11 protein-coding genes are annotated in these 22566 nt (G+C 70.5%); 4 read left to right on the forward strand and 7 right to left on the reverse strand.

Annotated features, from left to right (window positions below; genetic code table 11):
• Window positions 1–61: 61 nt before the first annotated feature.
• A complete protein-coding gene (locus ACH4YL_RS00855; RefSeq protein WP_398503438.1) occupies window positions 62–9010 on the forward strand; it encodes an amino acid adenylation domain-containing protein in 8949 nt (2982 codons plus the stop codon).
• On the forward strand, window positions 9003–10190 hold the full coding sequence (locus tag ACH4YL_RS00860; RefSeq protein ID WP_398503440.1) for an NAD(P)/FAD-dependent oxidoreductase: 1188 nt from the start codon (window positions 9003–9005) through the stop codon (window positions 10188–10190). The genes ACH4YL_RS00855 and ACH4YL_RS00860 overlap by 8 nt, the downstream gene beginning before the upstream one ends.
• A gap of 126 nt (window positions 10191–10316) precedes the next feature.
• Here ACH4YL_RS00860 and ACH4YL_RS00865 read toward each other — a convergent pair whose 3' ends face one another.
• Window positions 10317–10520, reverse strand: a complete 204-nt coding sequence (locus ACH4YL_RS00865; RefSeq protein ID WP_398503441.1) for a DUF5999 family protein — start codon at window positions 10518–10520, stop codon at window positions 10317–10319.
• A gap of 275 nt (window positions 10521–10795) precedes the next feature.
• On the opposite strand from ACH4YL_RS00865, the gene ACH4YL_RS00870 reads away from it, so the two are divergent.
• Window positions 10796–12232 carry a PP2C family protein-serine/threonine phosphatase gene (locus ACH4YL_RS00870; RefSeq protein WP_398503443.1) on the forward strand — a complete coding sequence of 479 codons (1437 nt, stop codon included), beginning with the start codon at window positions 10796–10798 and terminating at the stop codon, window positions 12230–12232.
• A 105-nt stretch (window positions 12233–12337) separates the two neighbouring features.
• Here ACH4YL_RS00870 and ACH4YL_RS00875 read toward each other — a convergent pair whose 3' ends face one another.
• A complete protein-coding gene (locus ACH4YL_RS00875; RefSeq protein ID WP_398503445.1) occupies window positions 12338–13831 on the reverse strand; it encodes a hypothetical protein in 1494 nt (497 codons plus the stop codon).
• A gap of 232 nt (window positions 13832–14063) precedes the next feature.
• Between ACH4YL_RS00875 and ACH4YL_RS00880 the strand changes: the two genes are divergently transcribed.
• A complete protein-coding gene (locus ACH4YL_RS00880; RefSeq protein WP_398503447.1) occupies window positions 14064–15188 on the forward strand; it encodes a phosphotransferase in 1125 nt (374 codons plus the stop codon).
• 83 nt (window positions 15189–15271) lie between these two features.
• Here the strand turns inward: ACH4YL_RS00880 and ACH4YL_RS00885 are convergent, their stop codons facing one another.
• From ACH4YL_RS00885 to ACH4YL_RS00905, 5 genes are read right to left on the reverse strand one after another with little or no spacing between them, the layout of a single operon-like run.
• Window positions 15272–18388, reverse strand: coding sequence for a ThuA domain-containing protein (locus ACH4YL_RS00885; RefSeq protein WP_398503449.1), 3117 nt, complete (start codon window positions 18386–18388; stop codon window positions 15272–15274).
• Window positions 18385–19266, reverse strand: a complete 882-nt coding sequence (locus ACH4YL_RS00890; RefSeq protein ID WP_398503451.1) for a sugar phosphate isomerase/epimerase family protein — start codon at window positions 19264–19266, stop codon at window positions 18385–18387. Before ACH4YL_RS00890 ends, ACH4YL_RS00885 begins: the two co-directional genes overlap by 4 nt.
• The gene (locus ACH4YL_RS00895) at window positions 19266–20489 is read right to left on the reverse strand and encodes an ABC transporter substrate-binding protein (protein ID WP_398503453.1); all 1224 of its coding nucleotides are present in this window, start codon (window positions 20487–20489) and stop codon (window positions 19266–19268) included. Before ACH4YL_RS00895 ends, ACH4YL_RS00890 begins: the two co-directional genes overlap by 1 nt.
• A complete protein-coding gene (locus tag ACH4YL_RS00900) occupies window positions 20486–21490 on the reverse strand; it encodes an ABC transporter permease (protein ID WP_398503455.1) in 1005 nt (334 codons plus the stop codon). The genes ACH4YL_RS00895 and ACH4YL_RS00900 overlap by 4 nt, the downstream gene beginning before the upstream one ends.
• Entirely contained in the window at window positions 21487–22482 is a 996-nt protein-coding gene (locus tag ACH4YL_RS00905; RefSeq protein ID WP_398503457.1) for an ABC transporter permease, read from the reverse strand. Before ACH4YL_RS00905 ends, ACH4YL_RS00900 begins: the two co-directional genes overlap by 4 nt.
• Between the last annotated feature and the right edge of the window lie 84 nt (window positions 22483–22566).

Genomic DNA, 22566 nt, shown 5'->3' on the forward strand with positions numbered 1-22566 from the left:
CTAGCGTGACCGGCCGCGGGGAATCCTTTTGCATTGCTGGACAATTCTTCAGGGGGCGGACATGTCTGGTTCCGAATACGGCGGGTCGTGGCCCGCGTCGAGCGCGCAGACCGGTATCTGGTTCGCGCAGCAGCTCGCCCCGGACAGTCCGGCCTTTTCGATCGCCCACTACGTCGAGATCCGCGGCGCGCTCGATCCGATGCTGTTCGAGGTGGCGGTTCGGCAGGGGGTTGGCGAGACCGAGGCGATGAACGCGCGGTTCGTCGCGGACGGCGGCGACGGCGGCGGCGACGGCGGGGGCGAGGCGAGCGGTCTTTCGCAGCTCGTGGAGCCGCTGGAGTTCTGGCCGTTCCCGGTGCTGGATTTGCGCGAGCAGGCCGATCCGCAGGCGGCGGCCGAGGCCTGGATGAGGGCGGACGTCGTACGACCGCTGGATCTGGAGAACGGGCCGGTGTTCTCCATGGCCCTGTTGAGGACCGGCGCCGAACGGTTCCTCTGGTACCAGCGCTGCCATCACATCGCGATGGACGGCTTCGCGGGGACGCTGCTCGCCGGGCGTGTCGCCGACCTGTACTCCGCGCTGGTGGACGGCGTTTCGGCCGACGACGGCGCGTTCGGCTCGTTGCGGATCCTGCTGGACGAGGACACCGCCTACCGGGCGTCGGAGAGTCATGCCGACGACCGGCGGTACTGGACCGAGCGGATGGCGGGCCGGGCGGACGCCATCACCTTCCCGGGCACAGGCACGGGCACAGGCACAGGCGCGGTCGGCAGCACGGTCGGCGGCCTCGGCTTCATCCGGCAGAGCGTCGACGTCGGACCAAAACCCGCGGCCCGGCTCAAGGAACTCGCCGCGGCCTCCGCCACCAGTGTCCCCGGCCTGCTCATCGCCTCGCTCGCGGGAGTGCTGCACCGTATGACGGGAGCGAGCGAACTCACGCTGGCCCTCCCGGTCACCGGCCGCACCAGCCGCGCGACCCGGGCCGTTCCCGGCATGACGTCCAATGTGCTGCCGCTGCGACTGACGGCGAACCCGTCGACGACCCAGCGCGAGCTGGTCCGCCAGGTGACCGGCGAGGTGCGTCAGGCGCTGCGCCATCAGCGGTACCGCTACGAGGAGATCCGCCACGACCTCGGGCTGACCGGCCGCGCCGACCACATCACCGGCCCGTCGATCAACATCATGATGTTCGACGCGGGACCGTCGTTCGGCGGCCTGCCTTCCACCGTGCACAACCTCGCCAATGGCCGGATCGACGATTTCGACATCATGGTCTACGGGTCGGGCGGCCTGGTGACGCGTATTGACTTAAACGCCAGTCCGGAGCGGTACGGGCCGGACGATGTCACGGCTGTCCGCGAGGCGTTTCTGGCGTGGCTGGAGTCGGCCGCCGAACTCGGACCCGGCGCGCCGCTCGGCAGCATGCGGCTGTCCGGCGCGGACGAGCGGAACTGGACCCTGCTGGCCCTTCCCGACCCCGAACCCGGCCCCGTCCCCGCCGAGCCGGAGCACGAGGCCGTCGTCGTGCACGAGGCGGCGCGGTCCATCAGGCCGAAGCCCCGAGGCGCGCGCCGCGCCTCGCGCAGCCCGGAGGAGGAGATCCTGTGCGGCCTGTGCGCGGAGCTGCTGGGCCGTGAGCGGGTCACGGTCGACGACAACTTCTTCGACCTCGGCGGTCACTCGCTGCTGGCGATGCGGCTGATCAGCCGGGTGCGTACGGAGTTCGGCGTCGAACTCGGCATCCAGGCCGTGTTCGAGGCGGCGGACCTCGGTGCACTCGCGGAGTTGCTTCGGGACGCGGACCAGGCCCGTCCGCCGCTTCGGGCCGGCATGCGCCCCGAGTCGGTGCCGCTGTCGCCCGCTCAGCGACGGCTGTGGTTCCTCAGCCGCGAGGACGCGGACCGGGCGACGTACAACATGCCGATGGCGCTCCGGATCAGCGGCGATCTCGACAGGACCGCGCTGGAGCAGGCGCTGGCCGATGTGGTCGCCCGGCACGAGAGCCTGCGCACGGTCTTTCCGGACGTCCAGGGCGAGCCCCGGCAGGAGATACGCGCCGGGGCCGATGCCTGCCCGAGGCTGAGGTTCTCGGTGACGACCGAGCACGGACTCACGGCGGCGCTGGCCCGAGCGGCGGCCGAAGGCTTCGATCTCTCGGCCGAACTACCGTTGCGCGCCCATCTGTTGCGGCTTTCCGACGCCGAGCATGTGCTGCTGCTTGTCGTCCATCACATCGCCATGGACGGCTGGTCGGCCGCTCCGCTCGCCGCCGATCTGGGCCGGGCGTTCGCCGCGCGGTCGACGGGCGCGGAGCCGGACTGGGAGCCGCTGCCCGTCCAGTACGCCGACTACACGCTGTGGCAGCGAGATCTCCTCGGCGACCCGGCCGATGCCCAGGGCCTCGCGCACCGCCAACTGGAGTACTGGACAAGGGCGCTGGAGGGCCTGCCGCCCGAGCTGGAGCTGCCCTTCGACCGGCCGCGGCCCGCCGTCGCCACCCACCGCGGAGACCTCACCCCGATCCGGATCGACGCGGAAACGCATCGCCGCATTCTCCAGTTGGCCAGGTCCACCGGCACCAGCGCGTTCATGGTCGTACAGGCGGCCCTCTCGGCGCTGCTGTCCCGGCTCGGCGCCGGACCGGACATCCCGGTCGGAACGCCGGTCGCCGGCCGCACCGACGAAGCACTCGACGAGCTGGTCGGGTTCTTCGTCAACACGCTGGTCCTGCGCACCGACGTGTCCGGGAACCCGGCCTTCGCCGAGCTGCTGCGGCGGGTCCGGGACACCGACCTCGCCGCGTACGCACACCAGGACCTGCCGTTCGACCAGCTGGTGGAGGCCCTCAACCCGGAACGCTCGACGGGCAGGCACCCGCTGTTCCAGGTGATGCTCGCGCTGCAGAACAACACCGGATCCGGGCCTCAACTGCCGGGTCTGGATGTGCGGTTCGAGGCCGTCGAGTCCCGCGTCGCCCGCTTCGATCTGGCCGTCGAGCTGGTCGAGTCCTTCGCACCGGACGGAACCCCGCAAGGGCTGAGCGGTTCGGTGGAGTATGCGCTCGATCTCTTCGGCGCACGCTCGGCCCTCGCCTTCGCCCGCCGGCTGGAGCGCTTCCTCGCCGACGCCGTGACGTCGCCGGACGTCCCGGTCGGCGACATCGACATCCTCGATTCCGACGAGCGCCACCGCATCCACCACGAGTGGAGCGGCAGCGAGTCGCCGTGGCCGCCGGCCACGCTCCCGGAGCTCTTCGAGGCGCAGGCCGCGAGGACTCCGCAGGCGACGGCGCTCGTCTTCGAGCAGGAGAGCGTCAGCTACGCGGAGTTGGACCGGCGCGCCAATGCGCTGGCCGCCGAACTGGTCGCGCGTCGAGTCGGCCCCGGCCGACTGGTCGCTCTCGTCCTGCCCCGCTCGGTCGAGCTGGTGGTCGCGCTGCTGGCCACGGTGAAAGCGGGTGCGGCCTATCTGCCGGTCGACCCCGCCTATCCGGCGGAGCGGATCGCGTATCTCTTCGAGGACGCGGCCCCGGCGCTGGTGCTGACGACGTCCGGGCTACGGTCCACGGTGCCCGGCGACCACACCGCGCCCGTGCTGGTCCTTGACGAGCCTGCCGCACCGAGCACCGTCGGCTCGCTGCGCAAGCCGTCCCCGCTGGACACCGCGTATGTCATCCACACCTCCGGCTCCACCGGCCGGCCCAAGGGTGTGCTCGTCCCGCACGCCGGTATCGGCGCGATGGCCAGGGGTCTGGCCGAACGGACCGGGATCGGCCCGGGCAGCAGGCTTCTGCAGTTCGCCTCTCCGTCGTTCGACGCGGCTGTGGCCGAGGTGACGATGTGTCTGCTGACCGGCGCGACACTGGTGCTCGCACCGGCGGAGCGGCTCACTCTCGGACCCGCGCTCGTCGACCTCGTCACGGAACAGCGCCTCTCCCACCTGCTGTTGGTGCCGAGCGCGCTCGCCGCATTGTCCGGCACCGAAGTGCTTCCCGCCGATCTGACGCTCGTACTGGCCGGTGAGGCGCTGCCGGCCGAGCTGGCCGCCCGCTGGTCGGACGGCCGGCGGCTGGTGAACGCCTACGGCCCCACCGAAGTGACCGTCTGCGCGACCACGAGCGTGCCGGAGTCGCCGCTCGTCGCAGGAGCGCCGCCGATCGGGCGACCGTTGCCGGGGACGCGGGTGTATGTGCTGGACGAGCGGCTGCGCCCGGTGCCGCCGGGCGTTCCGGGTGAGCTGTATGTCGCGGGATCGGGTGTGGTGCGCGGCTATCTGGGCCGGCCGGGGCTGACGGCGCAGCGGTTTGTCGCCGATCCGTACGGCGAGCCCGGCGGCCGGATGTACCGCACCGGCGATCTGGTGCGGCGGCTGCGCGACGGGGATCTGGAGTTCCTCGGCCGTACCGATGAGCAGGTGAAGATCCGCGGCTTCCGGATCGAGCCCGGCGAGGTGGAGGCCGTGCTGTCCGGCCATCCGGCGGTGGACCGGGTGGCGGTGCTGGCGCGGGAGGACCGGCCGGGCGACAAGCGGCTGGTGGCGTACGCAGTTCCGGCGGCGGTTCCGGCAGCGGCAGTTGACGAAACAGGCGCGCTCGGTGCGGAGTTGCTGCGGTACGCCGAGCAGAGCCTGCCGACCCATCTGGTGCCGGCCGCCGTGCTGGTCCTCGACTCGCTGCCGCTGCTGCCGAGCGGAAAGCTGGACCGGCAGGCGCTGCCCGCACCGGACGAACAGCCGCGACGGGCCGGCCGTTCACCGCGCACCGAGGTCGAGCGCGTTCTGTGCGGGCTGTTCACCGAGGTCCTGGGCGTCGAGGACATCGGGATCGACGACAGCTTCTTCGAGCTGGGCGGCCATTCCCTGCGCGGCATGCGGCTGATCGGCCGCATCCGGGCCCGGCTCGGCGCCGAGCTGACCATCCGGACTCTCTTCCAGAACCGGACGGTCGCCGAGCTGGCACCGCTGGTGGCCGCACCGCCGGCCGAGGCGCGAGAACGGGTGACAAGCCGGCCGAGGCCCGAACGCATTCCTCTGTCGCCGGGCCAGCGCCGCCTGTGGTTCATCCATCGGCTGGACGGCCGGAGCGCCGCATACAACATGCCCCTGGCGCTCCGGATCAGCGGCGATCTCGACAGGACCGCGCTGGAGCAGGCGCTGGCCGATGTGGTCGCCCGGCACGAGAGTCTGCGCACGCTGTTTCCCGACCAGGACGGCGAGCCGTACCAGCTGGTGCTGCCGATCGAGCGGTGCGGCGTTCCGCTGCCGGTGTCGCCCACCGGTGCGGATGTGCTGACCGACGCGCTGGCCGCTGCCGCCGGTCGCGGCTTCGATCTGGCGGCGGAACTTCCCGTACGCGCCGAGCTGTTCGCCGTGACTCCCGCCGAGCATGTGCTGCTGGTCGTCGTGCATCACATCGCGGGCGACGGCTGGTCCTACGCACCGTTCCTGGCGGATCTGGAGCGGGCGTTCGCGGCACGGTCCGCCGGAGCGGCTCCTGGCTGGGCTCCGCTGCCGGTGCAGTACGCCGACTACACGCTCTGGCAGCGTGAACTCCTCGGCGATCAGCGGGATCCGGCGAGCCTGGACGCCCACCAACTCGCCTACTGGCGCGAGAGGTTGAGCGGAATGCCGCAGGAGCTCACGCTGCCCGCCGACCGCCCGCGGCCCGCCGTCGCCTCACACCGGGGCGCGGTCACCCCGATCCGCATCGACGCCACGACACACCGCCGCATCCACGAACTCGCCCAGCACTCCGGCACCAGCGTCTTCATGGTCCTGCATGCGGCACTCGCCGGGCTGCTCTCCCGCCTCGGCGCCGGTGAGGACATCCCGGTCGGCACACCGGTCGCGGGCCGTACGGACGAGGCCCTGGACAATCTCGTCGGCTTCTTCGTCAACTCTCTCGTCCTGCGCACGGATGTGTCCGGGGCGCCGACCTTCGCCGAGCTGCTGCGGCGGGTCCGGGAGACCGACCTCGCCGCGTACGCGCACCAGGATCTGCCCTTCGACCGGCTCGTCGAGGCCCTCAACCCCGACCGCTCACCCGCCCGGCACCCGCTGTTCCAAGTGATGCTCGCGCTGCAGAACGACACCTCGGCCGCCGCCCGACTACCCGGATTGCAGGTGGCGTTCGAAGAGGTCGGCTCCGGCACCGCGAAGTTCGATCTGTTGGTGGATGTCCGGGAGACCTTCACCGACGACGCCTCTCCGGCCGGAGTGACCGGCTCGCTGGAGTACGCGCTGGATCTCTTCGACCCGCAGACCGCCGCGGCGCTCGCCCGCAGGCTGGAGCGCTTTGTCGCCGAGGCCGTCACCGAACCCGACATGCCGCTGCACCGGATCGCCGTACTCGACGACACGGAACGCCACCGCATCCTCCGCGCGTGGCACGACCCGGCACCCGACCTGCGGCCCGCGACCCTTCCGGAGCTCTTCGAGGCCCAAGCCGCGAAGACCCCGGACGCGCCGGCCCTGAGCCGGGGCGACCGCGCCCTCACCTACCGCGAACTCAACGCCCGGGCGAACCGTCTTGCCCGGCTGCTGGCGGCGCGCGGCGCGGGCCCCGAGAGCCTGGTCGCGGTCGCGCTGCCCCGGTCCGCCGAGCTCGTGGTCGCGCTGCTCGCCGTACTCAAAGCGGGCGCGGCCTATCTGCCGGTGGATCCCGAATACCCGGCCGAACGCGTCTCGTTCATGCTCCAGGACGCCGCGCCCGCACTGCTGCTCAGCACGGCGGATGTCGCCGCGCAGACGCCGGGCATGGCCGTACCCGCCGTACTCCTCGACGATCCCGAGATCCTCAGGCAGCTCGCGGCGGCGTCGGACGCCGATCCGCAGAGCGGCCTCACACCGGCTCATCCGGCCTATGTCATCTACACCTCCGGTTCGACGGGCCGGCCGAAGGGAGTCGTGGTCCCGCATGCCAATGTGACGCGGCTGTTCGGAGCGACGGACCACTGGTTCGGCTTCGGGCCGGAGGACGTGTGGACGCTCTTCCACTCCTACGCCTTCGACTTCTCGGTCTGGGAGCTGTGGGGGCCGCTGTTGCACGGCGGCCGGCTGGTCGTGGTCGACCAGGAGACCAGCCGCTCCCCCGTCGAGCTGCTGAGACTGCTGGCACGCGAGCGTGTGACGGTGCTCAACCAGACCCCGTCCGCCTTCTACCAGCTCGCCCGCGCCGACCGCGACCATCCCGAACTCGGCCGCCGGCTCTCGCTGCGCCAGGTCGTCTTCGGCGGCGAGGCGCTCGACCCGAGTCGGCTCGCCGACTGGTACACCCGCCATCCCGACACCTCACCGTCGCTGGTGAACATGTACGGCATCACCGAGACCACCGTCCATGTCAGCCATCTGGCACTGGACGCCGCGACGGCCGCCACCGGGACCGGCAGCCCGATCGGACGCGGCATTCCCGATCTGCGGATCCGTGTCCTCGACCGGTGGCTGCAGCCGGTACCGCCGGGCACGGCCGGTGAGATGTACGTGTCCGGGGCCGGGCTCGCCCGCGGATATCTGCGCCGTCCGGCGCTGACCGCAGGCCGGTTCGTGGCGGACCCGTACGGAGAGCCGGGGACCCGGATGTACCGGACGGGCGACCTGGCGCGGTGGCGTGCCGACGGGACACTCGAATATCTCGGCCGCGGCGACGACCAGGTGAAGGTCCGGGGCTTCCGGATCGAGCCGGGCGAGGTGGAGGCGGCGCTGCGCACCTGTCCCGGCATCCTGGACGCGGCGGTGCTGGTGCGCACGGACGCGGTGGGTGACGCCCGGCTCGTGGCGTATGTGGTGCCGCAGGACGAGACGGCGCCGGAGGCGGCCGAACTGCGCAAGGCGCTCGGCGAGCAGCTCCCGCCATGGATGCTGCCGCAGACGTATGTCACGGTCGCTGCCGTCCCGTTGACCGCGAACGGCAAGCTGGACCGTGCCTCGCTGCCGGACCACACCGTCGTGAGCGGGCGCGAGGTGACCGCGCCGAGGGACGAACTGGAGCGGCAGGTCACCGATGTGTGGCGGACTCTGCTCGATGTTCCGGACGTCGGCATCGACGACGACTTCTTCGCGCTGGGCGGCGACTCGTTCAAGGCGGTGCGGATCGCCCGCCGCATCGATCCCGGGCTGCCGGTGATCGAGCTCTTCAAGCACCCGACGCCACGCGCGCTGGCCGCATATCTGCGCGCATCGCGCGAGGACACGCAGCGGGACCGGAACTGGCTGCACCGGCTGACGCCGGACCGCGACGAGGTCGAACTGAGCCTGGTGTGCGTGCCGTACGGCGGTGGCAGCGCGCTGGCTTACCAGCCGCTGGCCCGGGAGCTGCCGGAGCATCTGGCGCTGTGGGGCGTCACGCTTCCGGGCCACGACCCGGCGGACCGCGATGTGCCGCCCGTGGACTGGGGCGAGGCCGTGGAGGAGCTGGCCGAGCAGATCTCCTCGACGGTGGCCGGACCTGTGGCGCTGTACGGACACTGCGCGGGCACGGTCCTCGCGGTGGAGCTGGCGCACCGGCTCGCGCTGCGTGGCGTGACGCCGACAGCGGTCTATCTCGGCGCGGCGCTGCCCGACGAGGACGCGGCGGACGAGGCGGAAGGCGCGAACGGCTCGGTCGGCGCCGTGGGCTCGTTGTCGGGCTCGGACGAGCAACTGGAGGCGTTTTTGCGCTCGTTGGGCGGATTCGACGGTGCGCTGGACCCGGACGACACGGCGGGTGCCGTGCGGCTGGTGCGGCACGACATGGTCGAGGCTGCCTCTATGCACGCGCGCTCCCGCCGCGATCCCGAGCCGCGTCCGCAGGTTCCGGTGTGTGTGGTGGTCGGCGACGCGGATCCGCTGACCGACGGGTACGCGGAGCGCTACCGCGACTGGGAGCGGTCCGCCGGGCCCGCGGAGCTCGAGGTGCTGACCGGCGCCGGGCACTACTTCGTCAAACACCGGGCCGCCGAACTCGCGGCCCTCCTCGCCGCCCGCCACCCGGCAGCAGCCCGTCTTTCGCACGCCCAGGGAGAGACCGATGTATGACGTGATCGTGGTCGGCGCCCGCGTGGCGGGCGCGTCCACCGCGCTGCTGCTGGCCAGATCCGGCTATCGCGTGCTGCTGCTGGAGCGGTCGGCGTTCCCGAAGGACACGCTCTCCACGCTCTACATCCACCAGCCGGGCGTGGCCCTGCTCGGGCGCTGGGGAGTCCTCGACGCGGTGACCGCGAGCGGCTGCCCGCCACTCGACCGGGTGACGTACCAGGTGGCGGATGTGCGTCTGGAGGGCTGTTCGCGGCCCGTGGACGGCAGACGTGCGGCGTACGCGCCGCGCCGTACGTTGCTCGATCCGCTGCTCGTTCAGGCGGCGGTGGCGGCGGGTGCGGAGTACCGCGAGGGCTGCGCGGTGGAGGAGTTGCTCTTCGACGGTGAGCGGGTCACGGGCGTGCGCTGCCGCAGTGCGCGGTCGGGCGCGCAGCAGGAGCACGCCTCGCTCGTCGTCGGCGCGGACGGGATGCGTTCGCTGGTCGCGGACCGGGTGCGAGCCGCGACGCTGATCGAGGATCCGGAACTGACCTGCGCGTACTACACGTACTGGGAAGGTGTTTCGGAGCACTTCGAGCTCTTCGAGGCTCCGGGCCGATGGGTCGGCGCGATTCCCACGCACGACGGAGCGACGCTGATCGGAGCCTACTTTCCGCAGTCGGAGTTTGCGCGGGTGCGGGCCGACGCGCTGTCCGCGTATCTGGACGCCGTCCGCACCACGGCGCCGGGTCTGGCCGACCGGTTGCCGGGGCTGCGTCCGCTGGAGCGGCTCCATGGAACGGGCACGCAGCGGAACTTCTTCCGCCGTGCGTCGGGACCCGGCTGGGCGCTGGTCGGCGATGCCGCGCACCACAAGGACTCGATCACGGCCCGTGGGATCACCGACGCGTTCCGTCAGGCGCAGTCGCTGGCGGACGCGATCGGCTCGGAACTGCATTCACCCGTCCGGCTGGCTGCCGCTCTCGACGAATACGCGGCCGGCCAGAAGGAGTTGCTGATCGACGACTACCACAGCACGCTGACCGTGGCGGCGCTGGAGATCCACGAGGACCGGCTGGCGATGCTCAGGGCGGTGGCGACCAGCGAGGACCTGCGGGAGCGGTACTTCTCGTCGGTGGCCGGCGTCAGTCCGGTCGAAGAGCTGTACACGCCCGAGCTGTTGGAGCTGCTGTACGGCTGATGGCACGGACCTCAGAACGGAAGGACTCGGCCCGACGGCGTCCGCAGGTCGAGATCGCGGGCGGGCTTGGCACGCACCGGTTTGCGGATCCGGATCTGAGGAGCCTTGGCCATCGCACTCACCTTCTCAAGCCGCAACGGGTACGCGCTCTTCGGCCGGGCGCCGAGGAGAGACCACCTGTCCGTCGGGCAGCAGCTCGCCCAGGTCCTCGAAGAGGATCGCACCGTTGCACAGCAGGCTCCAGCCTTGCTCGGGATGGGATACAACTGTGTGTGCCGCGGCGTGGTCGTGGCTTTCGGCGGGCGGGCACGGGGGCTGATGCGGACACATGGTGCACCTCCAACTCCTGGGGCCTGCGGCGGATTTGCCGCACGCTCTCGTCATGGGTAAAGACGCCGACGCCACCGGGAACTCATCGCTGCCGCGCCAACCGATCTCTACCCGTCCGGCCTGTGGCATATACCGCGGGCACCACCGCATCGAGTGTTGCCAAATCCCTTACAGGCCGTCGCAGCCTGTGCAACAGTCGTAACCGGTCCCTTGTTCAGACTGAAGACCGTGTCTCAGACCTGGCCGTGAGAGCCGCGCCTGTATCGGAGTACGACATGCCGTCCCATGTGTCCGCGGACCGTCCCGCCCCGCAGCCGCCCGAGCGCGGCACCGTCGACGCGCTGATCACTCAAACGCGTCGGCTGCGCGGGGACGTGGACGCGGTCCGTCGTGACGCCGTGGTGGACGAGGACGACCCGCAGGGCCGCTGGCAGCGCGCCCTGTGCGACCTGGCGGTTCACCATCTCGACGATCTCGGCGCACACTTGGGCCAGCTCAAGGAAGGGCTGCCGACGGACGTCGTCGGTGCGTTCGAGGAAGAGCTCGCCGGCTATGAGGCGGACGGCGCCCAGAGCACCGGATCGCTGCTCAGCCGGGTCGGCAGCGCGGAGTGGAACCTCCTGACCGACGAGGTGAGCTGGTCCGATGAGCTGTACCAGATCCTGGGACGAGCCCCGCAGAGCGGCCCGATGACTCTGGACGAGCTGCCGTCGATCGTCTTCACGGAGGACCAGGCGCTGCTCACCGCGATGGTGACGGACTGTCTTGTCGACGGCCGTCCGATCGACGGCGAGTTCCGCATGGTCCGCGCCGACGGCCGGGTGCGTACGGTCCACATGATGGGCGAGCCGGTGCTCGACGCCGACGGCTCCACCGCCTCGATGTGGGCGGTGTTCAGGGACGTCAGCGAGCTGCGCCGCAGTGAGCGCGCGATGCACGAGAGCCGTGACTCGCTGCAGCGCAAGCAGCACTTCGAGCAGGCGGAGCGCCGCCTCGCGGTCGAGCTCCAGGAGGCCGTGCTGCCTCCGTGGCGTGGCTCCTTGCAGTTCCCGCTGGACGGCCCTGGCGCACTGGACGTGGCCGCGCACTATTTCCCGTCCGCGAACAGCGCGCTGATCGGCGGCGACTGGTACGACGCGCTGCAACTGCCCAACGGCGACTCACTGTTGAGCGTCGGCGATCTCACCGGACATGGAGTGAGTGCCACATCGGCGATGGCCACGCTGCTGGGCGCGCTGCGCGGCATGGCTGTGGCCGGGATCAGGCCCGGGGCGCTGATGGCCCATCTCAACCAGATGCTGGAGACGGCGACCCAGCCGGCCCTGGGCAGTGCGGTGTGCTGCCGCTTCGACCCGTCGACCCGGACCGTGTGCTGGGCGCAGGCAGGACACCCCGCCCCGCTGCTGTTCCGCAACGGGACGGGGTCCGCCCTGACACCGCCCGACGGCGTACTCCTCGGTGCGACGTCCGGTGCCGTGTACGAGCAGGCCGAACTGCAACTGCTCCCCGGCGACCTGCTGGTGCTGCACACCGACGGACTGACACGCAGGAGCGCCGCCGCGGAGTACGACGCGAGCCGGCTGCTTGCGCTGGCACCGCGGTTCGCCGAGGCCCGTGACGCGCAGGAGTGCGTACGCAGGGTCGCCGAGGCGTTCGGTGGCGACAACCGCGAGGACGACGCCTGTGTGATGGTCGCGAGGATCGGCTCGTAGCAGAGTCGGTCAGGTGTAGGTGTGGATGGAGGGGTAGGTACGGTCCAGGTACGGTCCAGGTTCGTTCCGGCGTCGTTGCCGCGAGCCTGGGAAGGTGGCGGGCGGCTAGATTTCCGCGCTCCTGGAGTGCTTCGCCGGGCTGTTGGGCAGCGACAGCTGGATTTCCTCGCGCAGATCCTGGATCTTCGCGTACCCCGCGTACTGCCCGGTCAGCCGGTACATCTCGCGCAGCCTGTCCCAGGTCCGGTGCGAGGAGGTCTCCCCCATCGACACCAGCGCGAGCCTGGCGTAGCGGTCCGCCTGTTCGGGGTCGTCGGCGATGAAGCACGCCGAGGCCAGTGAGATGTAGTCGAAGATCTTCGACCGCTGCCGTCCGCCCTCACGCAGCTCCAGCGCCTGCTTGGCGTGACCCTGCGCGATGTTCGCGGCCGACGGTTCGTGCTCGGCCAGCGTGCGGTACGCCAGTGCCTCCATGCCGTGCAGATCCGCTTCGTCGAACATCTGCATCCAGCTGGGCGGCGGTACGTCGCCCGGGTCGGAGACGAACAGGTCCTCGGCCTCTCCGAGGGTGCGGCGCATCGCCTGGCCACGTCCCATCGATGCCTGCGCCCAGGCCTCGATGGTGTGCAGCATCGCGCGGGTGCGCGGCAGGGTCTGTTCGCCCGAGCCGGACTTGGCGAGCTTCATCAGGTCCAGCGCGTCGTCTGGACGGCCCAGGTGGACCATCTGGCGGGCGGCGCGGGAGAGCGCTTCGCCGGCGCGCGGGCGGTCGCCGCCCTCGCGTGCCGCATGGGCGGCGATGACGAAGTACTTCTGGGCGGTGGGTTCGAGGCCGACGTCGTGGGACATCCAGCCGGCGAGTACGGCGAGGTTGGCCGCGACGCCCCACAGGCGTCGCTGGAGATGGTCGGGGTGGCGGTAGGCGAGCATGCCGCCCACCTCGTTGAGCTGTCCCACAACGGCCTTGCGCTGGAGCCCGCCGCCGCGGGCGGCGTCCCAGGCGCGGAAGACTTCGACCGAACGTTCCAGTGCCTCGATCTCCTGCGACCCGATGGGGGCGGCCTCGTAGCGGTCGAACCCAGCGGGGTCGGCATGCAGGGGATTCGCGGTGTGGGGGGCGTCCTGTGCGAGTGCGGGGTCGGTGTGCAGCCAGTCGTGCATGGCGCTGCTGAGTGCGGAGCCGGCGGCGAGCGCGGCACCCGCGCCCACCAGGCCGCGTCGGTTGAGCATGAGGTCCATTCCCGTGAATTCGGTGAGGACCGCAGCCGTCCGGTCGGGCGCCCACGGCAGGCCGTCAGGGTTGTCAACCGCCTTGACGTCCCGCCGCTTTCCCGATCGCCCGTTCCGTACGAACCCGAGGTCCTCGATGGTCACGACACGGCCGAGCCGCTCGGTGAACAGAGCCGCCAACACGCGGGGCACGGGATCGCGCGGGGTCTCCCCCATGTCGATCCAGCGCCGCACCCGAGAGGTGTCGGTCGCCAGCTGTGGGTGGCCCATGGCCGCCGCCTGCCGGTTCACGAGTCTCGCGAGTTCCCCCTTGGACCAGCCGGCCAGGCCGAACAGGTCGCAGAGGCGGGTGTTGGGTTCTCCGGTCACGTCAAGCCCCCAGGTTCTCGGCTGAGTTGACAGTAACCCCCTGTCAGATGCGTGGCGACTATTCGCCAGGGTTCGCCAGGGTCCGCCAGATGGTGTGCCACCCGTCACGGGGTGTGACGTAGGAACGCGCCACCCCGGCCCGGCAGCCGGTCGACACTCCCCAGGGTGCAGACGGGCTGCCGGGGCGGGGCCGCGCACGCATCTGTCGGCGCACGAAGGGATCTGTCACCCCATGTACACAGCATCGTCCTCCGTGTCCGCCCCACACCGGCCGTCGCGCACCGCACTCCCGGCCGGCACCGGACCGTTCCTCGACCCCACTCAGGCCGGGCGGGCTCGTCGGCCGGCGGGAATGGTCGGCCAACCCCTCAGCGGGAGAATCGACTTGTCCGGCCCTCAGGGCGCGCAGCTGCGCATGGCTGTGGCGTCGGTGCACCGGATCTGCCCGGAGTTCAATCCGGTGCAGGTGCTGCGCCGCAGCGGACGTTCCGTACTGCTCGTCGGGACAACAGGACGGACCACGGCGGTCGCCAAGTGCTTACTCGACCACTCGCCCGTCTGGTCCGAGCGGTTCAGGCACGAAATAGCTGCATATCGCGCCTTCGTCCGGCACCGCCCGCCAGTGCGGGTTCCGCGGCTGATCGCCGCGGATCCCGACAACTGCACACTGGTGATCGAGCGGATGCCGGGCCGGGCGGCGGCCCTTGCGCGGCACCCGGCCGAGGCTCCGCCCCGCGCCGATGTACGCGCCGCCCTGGGCGCGATCGCCAGGCTCAACACCTGGCGGCCGCCTGCCGGGATGTTCGACGCACCGCTCGACTACGCGTCCCGTATCTCGCGCTATCACGAGCTGGGTCTGTTCACCGACCGTGATCTGGGGGATCTGCAGAAGCTGCTGCACGGTCTCGCCCATGCCGGCGGCAGGCAGGGCATGGGCCAGTTCTGTCATGGTGACGCTCTGCTGTCGAACATCCTGCTGTCGCCGACGGGTCCGGTGCTGGTCGACTGGGAGCACGCGGGCTGGTATCTGCCCGGGTACGACCTGGCCACGCTGTGGTCGGTGCTGGGTGACGCGCCGGCGGCTCGCCGGCACATCAGTCAGCTGGCGCAGCAGACGGGTCCGGCGGCGCGGGACGCGTTCCTGGTGAATCTGATGCTGGTGCTGACCCGGGAGATCCGTACGTACGAGACGGCGGTGCAGCGGACGATGCGGGAGGCCGCGCCCGCGGGCGCGAACCCTGCCGTCTCGGCCGGCGGTCTGTCGGCCGGTGAGGAACAGCGGCTGCTGTTGCGGCGGCTGCACGACGACTGCGCACTGGCCCGGCGGGCCGTGCGTGCCGCGGTCGGCACTCGCTGAGTCCGACCGCCGCAGAGGGGGAAGCGCGCTGCGCGCCCAGTGGAGACACTGGGCGCGCAGCGCGCTGTGGTGCCCGGTCCTCCCTAGGGCCGGTGGAACTCCACGGCGTCCACGTCGAAGGAATTGTTCTGCGGGGACGTGAAGACGAGATAGAGCTTGTGCGTTCCGGCGAGCGCCGCCACCGGGACGGCCGTGGTGGCCTGGTAGTTGTCCCAGCCTCCGGTGTTCGGTACGGGCGTGGTGGCGAGCAGCTGTCCGTCGGGGGCGTCGGCACGCAGTTCGATCGCGCCGACTCCGTACGGAGAGGACAGCTTGTAGCTGACCGAGTCCACGCCTTCGACGCTCATCGGGTCGAAGGCCACCCAGTCTCCGTTGCTCACATCGCCGATCCGTTTGCCGTTCTCCGCGCCTTCCTGTGAGACGACCCGGGTGCCCGACTGCGCGTCGTAGTACTCCGCCTGCTTGTGCGCGGGCTGCAGCACGGAGCGTCCGTAGCCGGTGAGGGCCGAGGTGCCTTCGGCGCCCTTGTCGGTGTACTTGGCGTTGAGTACGTAGGTGAGGTCCGCGCCCTCCGGGTGGCCGCCGAGGTCGCCGGTGTCGACGGTGCCTTCGCAGCCGGGGATGTCGGTGGTCGGGTGCTCGTGGTCGTCATGGCCGAGGGCCGGGTTGACGGTGACCTTGGAGCAGTCGACCGGGCCGTCCTCCGGGTCGGTGACGGTGACCTTGTACGGGATCTTGTCGCCGAAGGTGATGAGTTTGCCGCTGACCGGGAAGTCGATGGTCACCTTGGGTGCGGTGTTGCCTGCGGTGATCGGGATGTTGGCGTAGCCGGACTTTCCGGTGGTGTCGGTGACCTTCAGCTGTGCGGTGAAGTCTCCCTTGGCCGTGTAGGTGTGCTGGGGACTCGCCTCGGTCGAGTCGTAGGTCCCGTCGCCGTCGAAGTCCCAGGCGTAGCTGAGCAGATCGCCGTCGGGGTCTGTGCTGCCCGCGCTGGAGAAGTCGACCGTGAGCGGGGTGGGTCCGTTGGTGGCGGATGCGGCGGCCTTGGCGACGGGGCTGCGTTTGCCCTGTGCGTAGTCGATCCGGTAGAGGCCCGAGTCGTTGTTGCCGCCGCCGAAGGAGCTGCCCCATTCCAGGACGTACAGCGATCCGTCGGGACCGAAGGTCATGTCCATCGGCTTGGTGAACTTCACCGTGGACAGGAAGTCATTGATCTTGAGGAGTTTGCCCTGCTGGTCGAAGCGCATCTCCTTGATGTAGTTGCGCGACCACTCGTAGAAGAAGTTCGCGCCGTCGAAGTAGGCGGGGAACTTGGTCTCGGACGTGCTCTTGGCGTCGTAGCGGTAGACCGGGCCGCTCATCGGCGCAGAGCCGCCGGTGCGCATCTCCGGGAACTCCTTGGACGCGCCGTAGCCGTACCAGATTTCGGGCAGCTGGAGCGGCGGCAGGTCCTTGAGGCCCGTGTTGTTCGGTGAGGGGTTGACCGGCTTGGCGCAGTCGAACTTGGGGCCGACGACCTTGGTGTCCGGGTCGTAGGGCGCGTACGCCTGGTTGTTGCCGTGGCAGAACGGCCAGCCGAAGTTGCCGGGCTTCTTGATGACGTTGTACTCGACGAGGCCCTCGGGTCCACGCTCGGTCTCCGGCGGGTTGCGGTCGGGTCCGTAGTCGGAGACGTGGACATAGCCGGTCTTCGGGTCGACGGTGAAACGGAAGGGGTTGCGGAAGCCCATCGCGTAGATCTCGGGGCGGGTCTTCGTGGTGCCGGGGCGGAAGAGATTGCCCTTCGGGATGGTGTAGCCGCCGGTGTCGCGCGGCTTGACGCGCAGGATCTTTCCGCGCAGGTCGTTGGTGTTGCCGGCGGTGCGGGCGGCGTCCAGCATCTGCTTGCCCGGCCGCCAGTCGATCGGCGCGTAGCCCTGCCAGTTCGGGTCGTAGTTGGGCGGTGTGTCGTCGCCGACGCCGAGATAGAGGGTGCGGTCGGGGCCGAACTCGACCGCGCCGCCGGTGTGTCCGGGCTCCGGGAAGGTGCGGTCCCGGTATGCCGGGACGTCGATGATCTTCTTCTCGCTCGCCAGGTCGAGCGTGTTGCCGTTGACCGTGAACCGGGAGAGCCGGTTGACGTCTTCCGTGGCGGCGGCCGGCGCGTAGTAGAGATAGATCCAGTGGTTGGTCCGGAAGCCGGGGTCGAGCTCCATGCCGACCAGGCCGTCCTCGCCGCCGGCGTAGACGTCGAGCTTGCCGGCGCTCACCGTGGAGTGGGATGCGGGGTCGTAGACCTTCACTTCGCCGTTGCGCTGGGCGTAGAAGACGCGGCCGTCGTGGGCGACGTCGAGCTCCATCGGGTCGGCGGTGTTGTCGTCGAGGGTGACCTTCTCGTAGCCGCTCCACACGGTGCCGCCGCAGTCGCCCGGCTGGTTGCCCGCGGCCCATTTGACGCCGCCGACGACATGGTCGCGGAAGGCGGCTTCGCTGTACGAGGGGATGTCATGGCCCATCGCGGTGGCCCAGATCCGGCCGCCTTCGGTGTTGCGGCACCAGGAGATGGGATGGTCGGCGCCCATGGCGGACCCGCCGGGGTTGTACGTCGTCTCGTCGGCGGTGACGAGGACATGGACGTCGCCGCGCGGGTTCTTGTCGAAGTTGTACCACTCCTCGGGCCGCTCCCAGCGTTCGGGAAGCCCCTTGGTGGAGGGGTGGACCTGGTCGGCGACCTTGGCCGTGCCCTGCAGGACGCCGGGCGAGTGGGCGGGCATGTGCGCGCCGCCGTTGATGGCGTCGTCCCACCACGGGAACTGTTCCTCGACGCCCATGTCGAGGGTGTTGTGGATGGCGACGACGCCGCCTCCGCCGCGTACGTACTTCTGCATGGCCTCACGCTGGGCGTCGGTGTCCCAGACCATGCCGGAGTTCTGCAGCATGACGATGGCGTCGAAGTCCTTCAGCTTCTCGTCGTCGAAGACGGTGGGGTCCTCGGTCTGGACGACCTCGAAGTTGTTCTCGGCGGCCTCCTCCTTGAACATCTGGATGCCGGCCGGGATGGAGGTGTGGACGTAGCCGACGGCTCTGGTGAAGAGCAGCGCGCGGAAGGCGGGTGCCTTGGCGGCGGGGTCGGCGGTGGCGGGCAGTGCGGTCACCGCGAGCAGCAGGGCTGCGACGACGGCGATCACCGCCCGGCGAATGTCACGAGCATGACAGCTCATGAGCCGGTCCTCTCTGGTGGGGATGCGAGCAGGGAACGCAAGAAGGCGAGACCGTCGGTCGCGATGGCGTCCTGGCTCCCGGCGAGCGGGCGCCAGACAGAGGCCGCGACGGCGATGGCGTCGTTGTGCGCGGTGAACGACTCGATGCACAGCGGCCCTTGGTAACCGTGCTCGTCGAGAGCCTCGAGAAAGCCGGGCCAGTCGAGATGGTCCGCGCCGGGCGTGCCGCGGTCGTTGGCGCACACCTGGACATGGACGATCCGGCCGGCGGCCTGCCGTACGGCGCCGGGCAGCGAGTGCTCCTCGATGTTCTGGTGGTAGGTGTCGAGGGCCAGTCCCACGGTCCCCGGATCCAGTCCGTCGAGGGCTTCGAGACCCTGCGCGACGGTGTTGAGCAGGCTGGTCTCATAGCGGTTGAGCGGCTCGACGCCGATCCGTACACCGGCGGCCCGCGCATGGTCCACGACCGGTGCGAGGTTCTCCCGCAACTCCTCGTAGGCCGCGCTCCGTTCGCCGGGGTCCATCCGCCAGGTGCGGCCGACGGCGGTGTAGACGGGACCCGCGACGACCGGTGCGCCGACCTCGCTCGCCGCGTCGACGCAGCGCCGCAGATAGTCCTGAGTGGCGCGCACGGTGGCCGGGTCGGTGCGTACGAGATCGCGCTCCGCAGGCATGACGGCGATGACGGCCGCCGGTGCCAGAGCGGTCGCGTCGAGCAGTTTCGCGGTCGCGGCAGGATCCCAGTCCCCGGCCTGTTCCAGCGGGAGTTCGACGCAGTCGAAGCCCCAGGAGGCGAGGCGCGGCAGGACGTCGGCAAGCGCCTCGAGGGACACGGGAGAGTGCCAGATCCACGGGTTCGCGCCGATCGGACGGGGCATCACTTCTTGCCGCCCCAGCTCTCCGGGAATCCGGGCAGCTTCTCGCAGCCGCACATCGCGTAGTGCAGCGGCGGCATGCCCGGCCGCAGATACTGATCCAGGGTGTCCTGCGTGACGGTGGGCTGCGGCAGCTTCCACTCCTTCGGAACCTGCTGACCGTTCAGGATCTTCAGCGCGGCGATCACGGGTGTGCGCCACTGGAACGTCGGATACGTCGGCGCGATCGCGGTGAGCTTCTTGTCCTTCCACGCCTGAAGGAAGTCCTGCTGGTCCTCGCCCGTGATCGGCGGTACGTCCTTGCCCGCGTCCTCGAACGCCTCGACGGCCGCGACCGCCGTGGCCCCGGAGTCCATCCACACTCCGTCGATGTCGCCGTGCCGGGTCAGCGCGTCCGTGACGATCGACTTCGTCTTGGCGGGGTCGCCGTCGGTGAACTTGACGTCCACGACGTCGAGTTCGCTCTTGTCGAAGGCAACCTTCGCCGCCGACCAGCGGGTCTCCAGGACGTCGACACCGGGCGAGATCCGCAGAGCGAGGATCTTGCCCTTGGGCTTCACCTTCTCCACCAGGAAGTCGGCGGCGACGGCCCCGTATCCGTAGCCCCCGATCGGGTTGATGAAGGTGACGGCGCAGTCGGTCTCCACACCCCGGTCGAAGACGATGACCGGCAGCTTGGCGCAGGCCTGTTTGACGGCCGGGGTCAGCGTGGCGGTGGTGTTCGGCGACACGATCAGCGCGTCGCAGTCCCGGCCCGCGAGCTCCTGGATGTCGGAGATCTGCTTGTCGTCCTTGCCCTGGGCGTCCAGGACGGTGAACTTGGTGATCTCCTTGTGAAGCCCGGCCTCGGCCCGCATGTTCTTCAGGCCGACCTGCCGCCAGGGGTTGAAGACACCGGCGTTGGAGAAGCAGAGATGGATGCCCTGGCCCTGCTTCTTGTACTGCGCCGTGTCCGTCAGCTGCGGGCTGAGCATCTGCTCCCAGGGCTTGCCGGCCGGGCCCTCGGGCGTCTGCTTGCCGAGGGCCAGCTGACGGTCGTACTCCGTCTGCTGGAAGAACTTCGACTGGGCGCCGGTACCGGAGTCCTTGCTCGCCCCGGACGCGCCGGTCGCACCGGCAGGGGAATCGGGCGGCGCGTCGCTGGTGCAGGACGCGATGAACGCCGTGGTGAGCAGCGCGGCGGCGGATGCCAGGGCGCGCCTGCGGATCGTACGGATGGCGGTCATGAGGGTTCCCCTCCCGAGGGGTGCGTACGGCGGCGGCGCAGCCGGGACCAGTCGGCGGCTCCGAGGCCCACGGCGGCGATGACGATGAGCCCTTGGACGGTGGATTCCAGAGCGCCGGACACGCCCCGGAGGTTGAGGAACGTGAACAGCGCCTGGAGCGAGAAGGCCCCGGCCATGGCGGCGACGACCGAGCCGCGGCCGCCGCCGAGCACCACTCCGCCGAGTACGACGGCGGTGATGGCCTCGAACTCATAGCCGCGGCCCGCTTGGGCGGAGACTCCCGAGAAGCCTCCGACGAGGACGGCGGCCAGGGCTGCCGCGGTGCCGGAGAGGATGAACGCGACGGTTCGGGCGCGGGCCACGCGTACGCCGGCGAGTGCCGCGGCCCGCTCGCTGTCGCCGGTGGCGACCAGCGTGCGCCCGAAGTCGGAGCGCATCAGCAGGACCGCGGCCGCTCCGGCGACGAGACAGGCGAGAACGGCCCACGGCAGCCAGCCGAAGGCGGTGCCGCGGCCGAGCTGGCGGAAGGCGGTGGGCAGCGCGCCGTGCGGGGAGCCGCCGGTCCAGAAGAAGACGGCGCCTTCGAGGATCAGCATCATGCCGAGCGTGGTGATGAAGGACGGCACCCTCAGAGCGGTGGTGATCAGTCCGTTGACGAGGCCGACGACCGCGCCCGCGGCCAGCAGGAGGAGGGTGACGAGCAGCCAGGGCGCGGACGGAAAGGATCCGTAGACCTCGGCGGCGACCACGACACCCGCGGTGACGATCGCGCCGACGGACAGGTCGAACTCGCCGCAGACGATGACCAGATACTGGCCGGCGGCGAGGATCACCAGCGGTGCGGCGCGTTTGACGAAGGCGAGGAAGCGGTCGGGTTCGTAGAAGCCGGGGTCGGTGAGCGCGAGCGCCGCGAAGAGGACGGCGAGGAGTACGTAGACCGGCGTGCCGGTGCCGAGCGCCCGGACCACTCGCTTGCCCTGTAACGCTGTTGCCGTCGTCATGCGGGCCTCCTGGTCGAGCGGCGCGCGTACAGCGCGACGGCCGCGATGATCACGACGCCGCGGACGACGTTCTTGAAGAAGGGGTCGACGGAGAGCTGGTTGAAGATGCTGTCGAGTACGGCGAGCACCAGGACGCCGCCGAGGGTGCCGGCGACTCCGCCGCGCCCGCCGGCGAGCGCGGTGCCGCCGAGGACGACGGCGGCGATCGACTCGAGGTCGTAGCGCGCCTCGGTGCCTGCCCACGGCGCGCTGGCGCCGAGCCTGGCGGCGAGGAAGAGCGCGGCCGCGCCGACGCACAGCGAACACAGGACGTGGGCGGCGACGACGGTGCGGCGGGTGCGTACGCCGGAGAGCCGGGCGGCGTGTTCGTCGCCGCCGGTGGCGTACATGTGGTGCCCGAGGCGGGTCCGGCGGGTGATCAGCCATACGGCCGCTGCTACGGCGGCGAGCAGGAAGAGGGATACGGGGACGGGCCCGATGCGGTCGTAGCCGAGATGCTGGAAGGATGCGGGGACCTTGCCGGCGGGTCCGGTGTAGTTGTCCTCGATCCAGCCGCGCAGGATGAACGCGGTGCCCAGGGTGGCGATGAAGGCGTTGACCTTCAGCCCGGTGACGATGAGCCCGTTGGCGAGCCCGACGCAGGCGCTGAGCGCGAGTACCGCGATGACGGCGGTGACGACGCCGCCGCTCTGCATGGTCTCGGCGGCGACGAGGGTGCCGAGGCTGATGAGATACGCGACGGAGAGGTCGAGCGAGCCGGTGAGGATGACGGCGGACTGGCCGACGGCGACAAGGCCGAGTGCGACGCAGTTCTGCAGGATGGCGACGACATTGGTGACGGTGAGAAAGTCCCCGCCACGCGCTGCGACGACGATCCACCCGATGACCGTGACCCCGAGGGCCGCGACCCACACGCCGACGACGGGATCGGTCAGCCGCGCGTTTCTCGCCTTCGGCGAGGGCCGGAGGGCGGCGGCGGTGAGGGCGTTCACGGGGCCTCCTTGGCGGTGCGGGGCCGGCCGGGTAAGGAGTCGCCGACCGGGTCACCGGGCGGCCTGTCGCGTCCTGTGGCCTCG

It is taken from the genome of Streptomyces sp. NPDC020681, from assembly GCF_044334895.1.
Classification (GTDB): domain Bacteria; phylum Actinomycetota; class Actinomycetes; order Streptomycetales; family Streptomycetaceae; genus Streptomyces.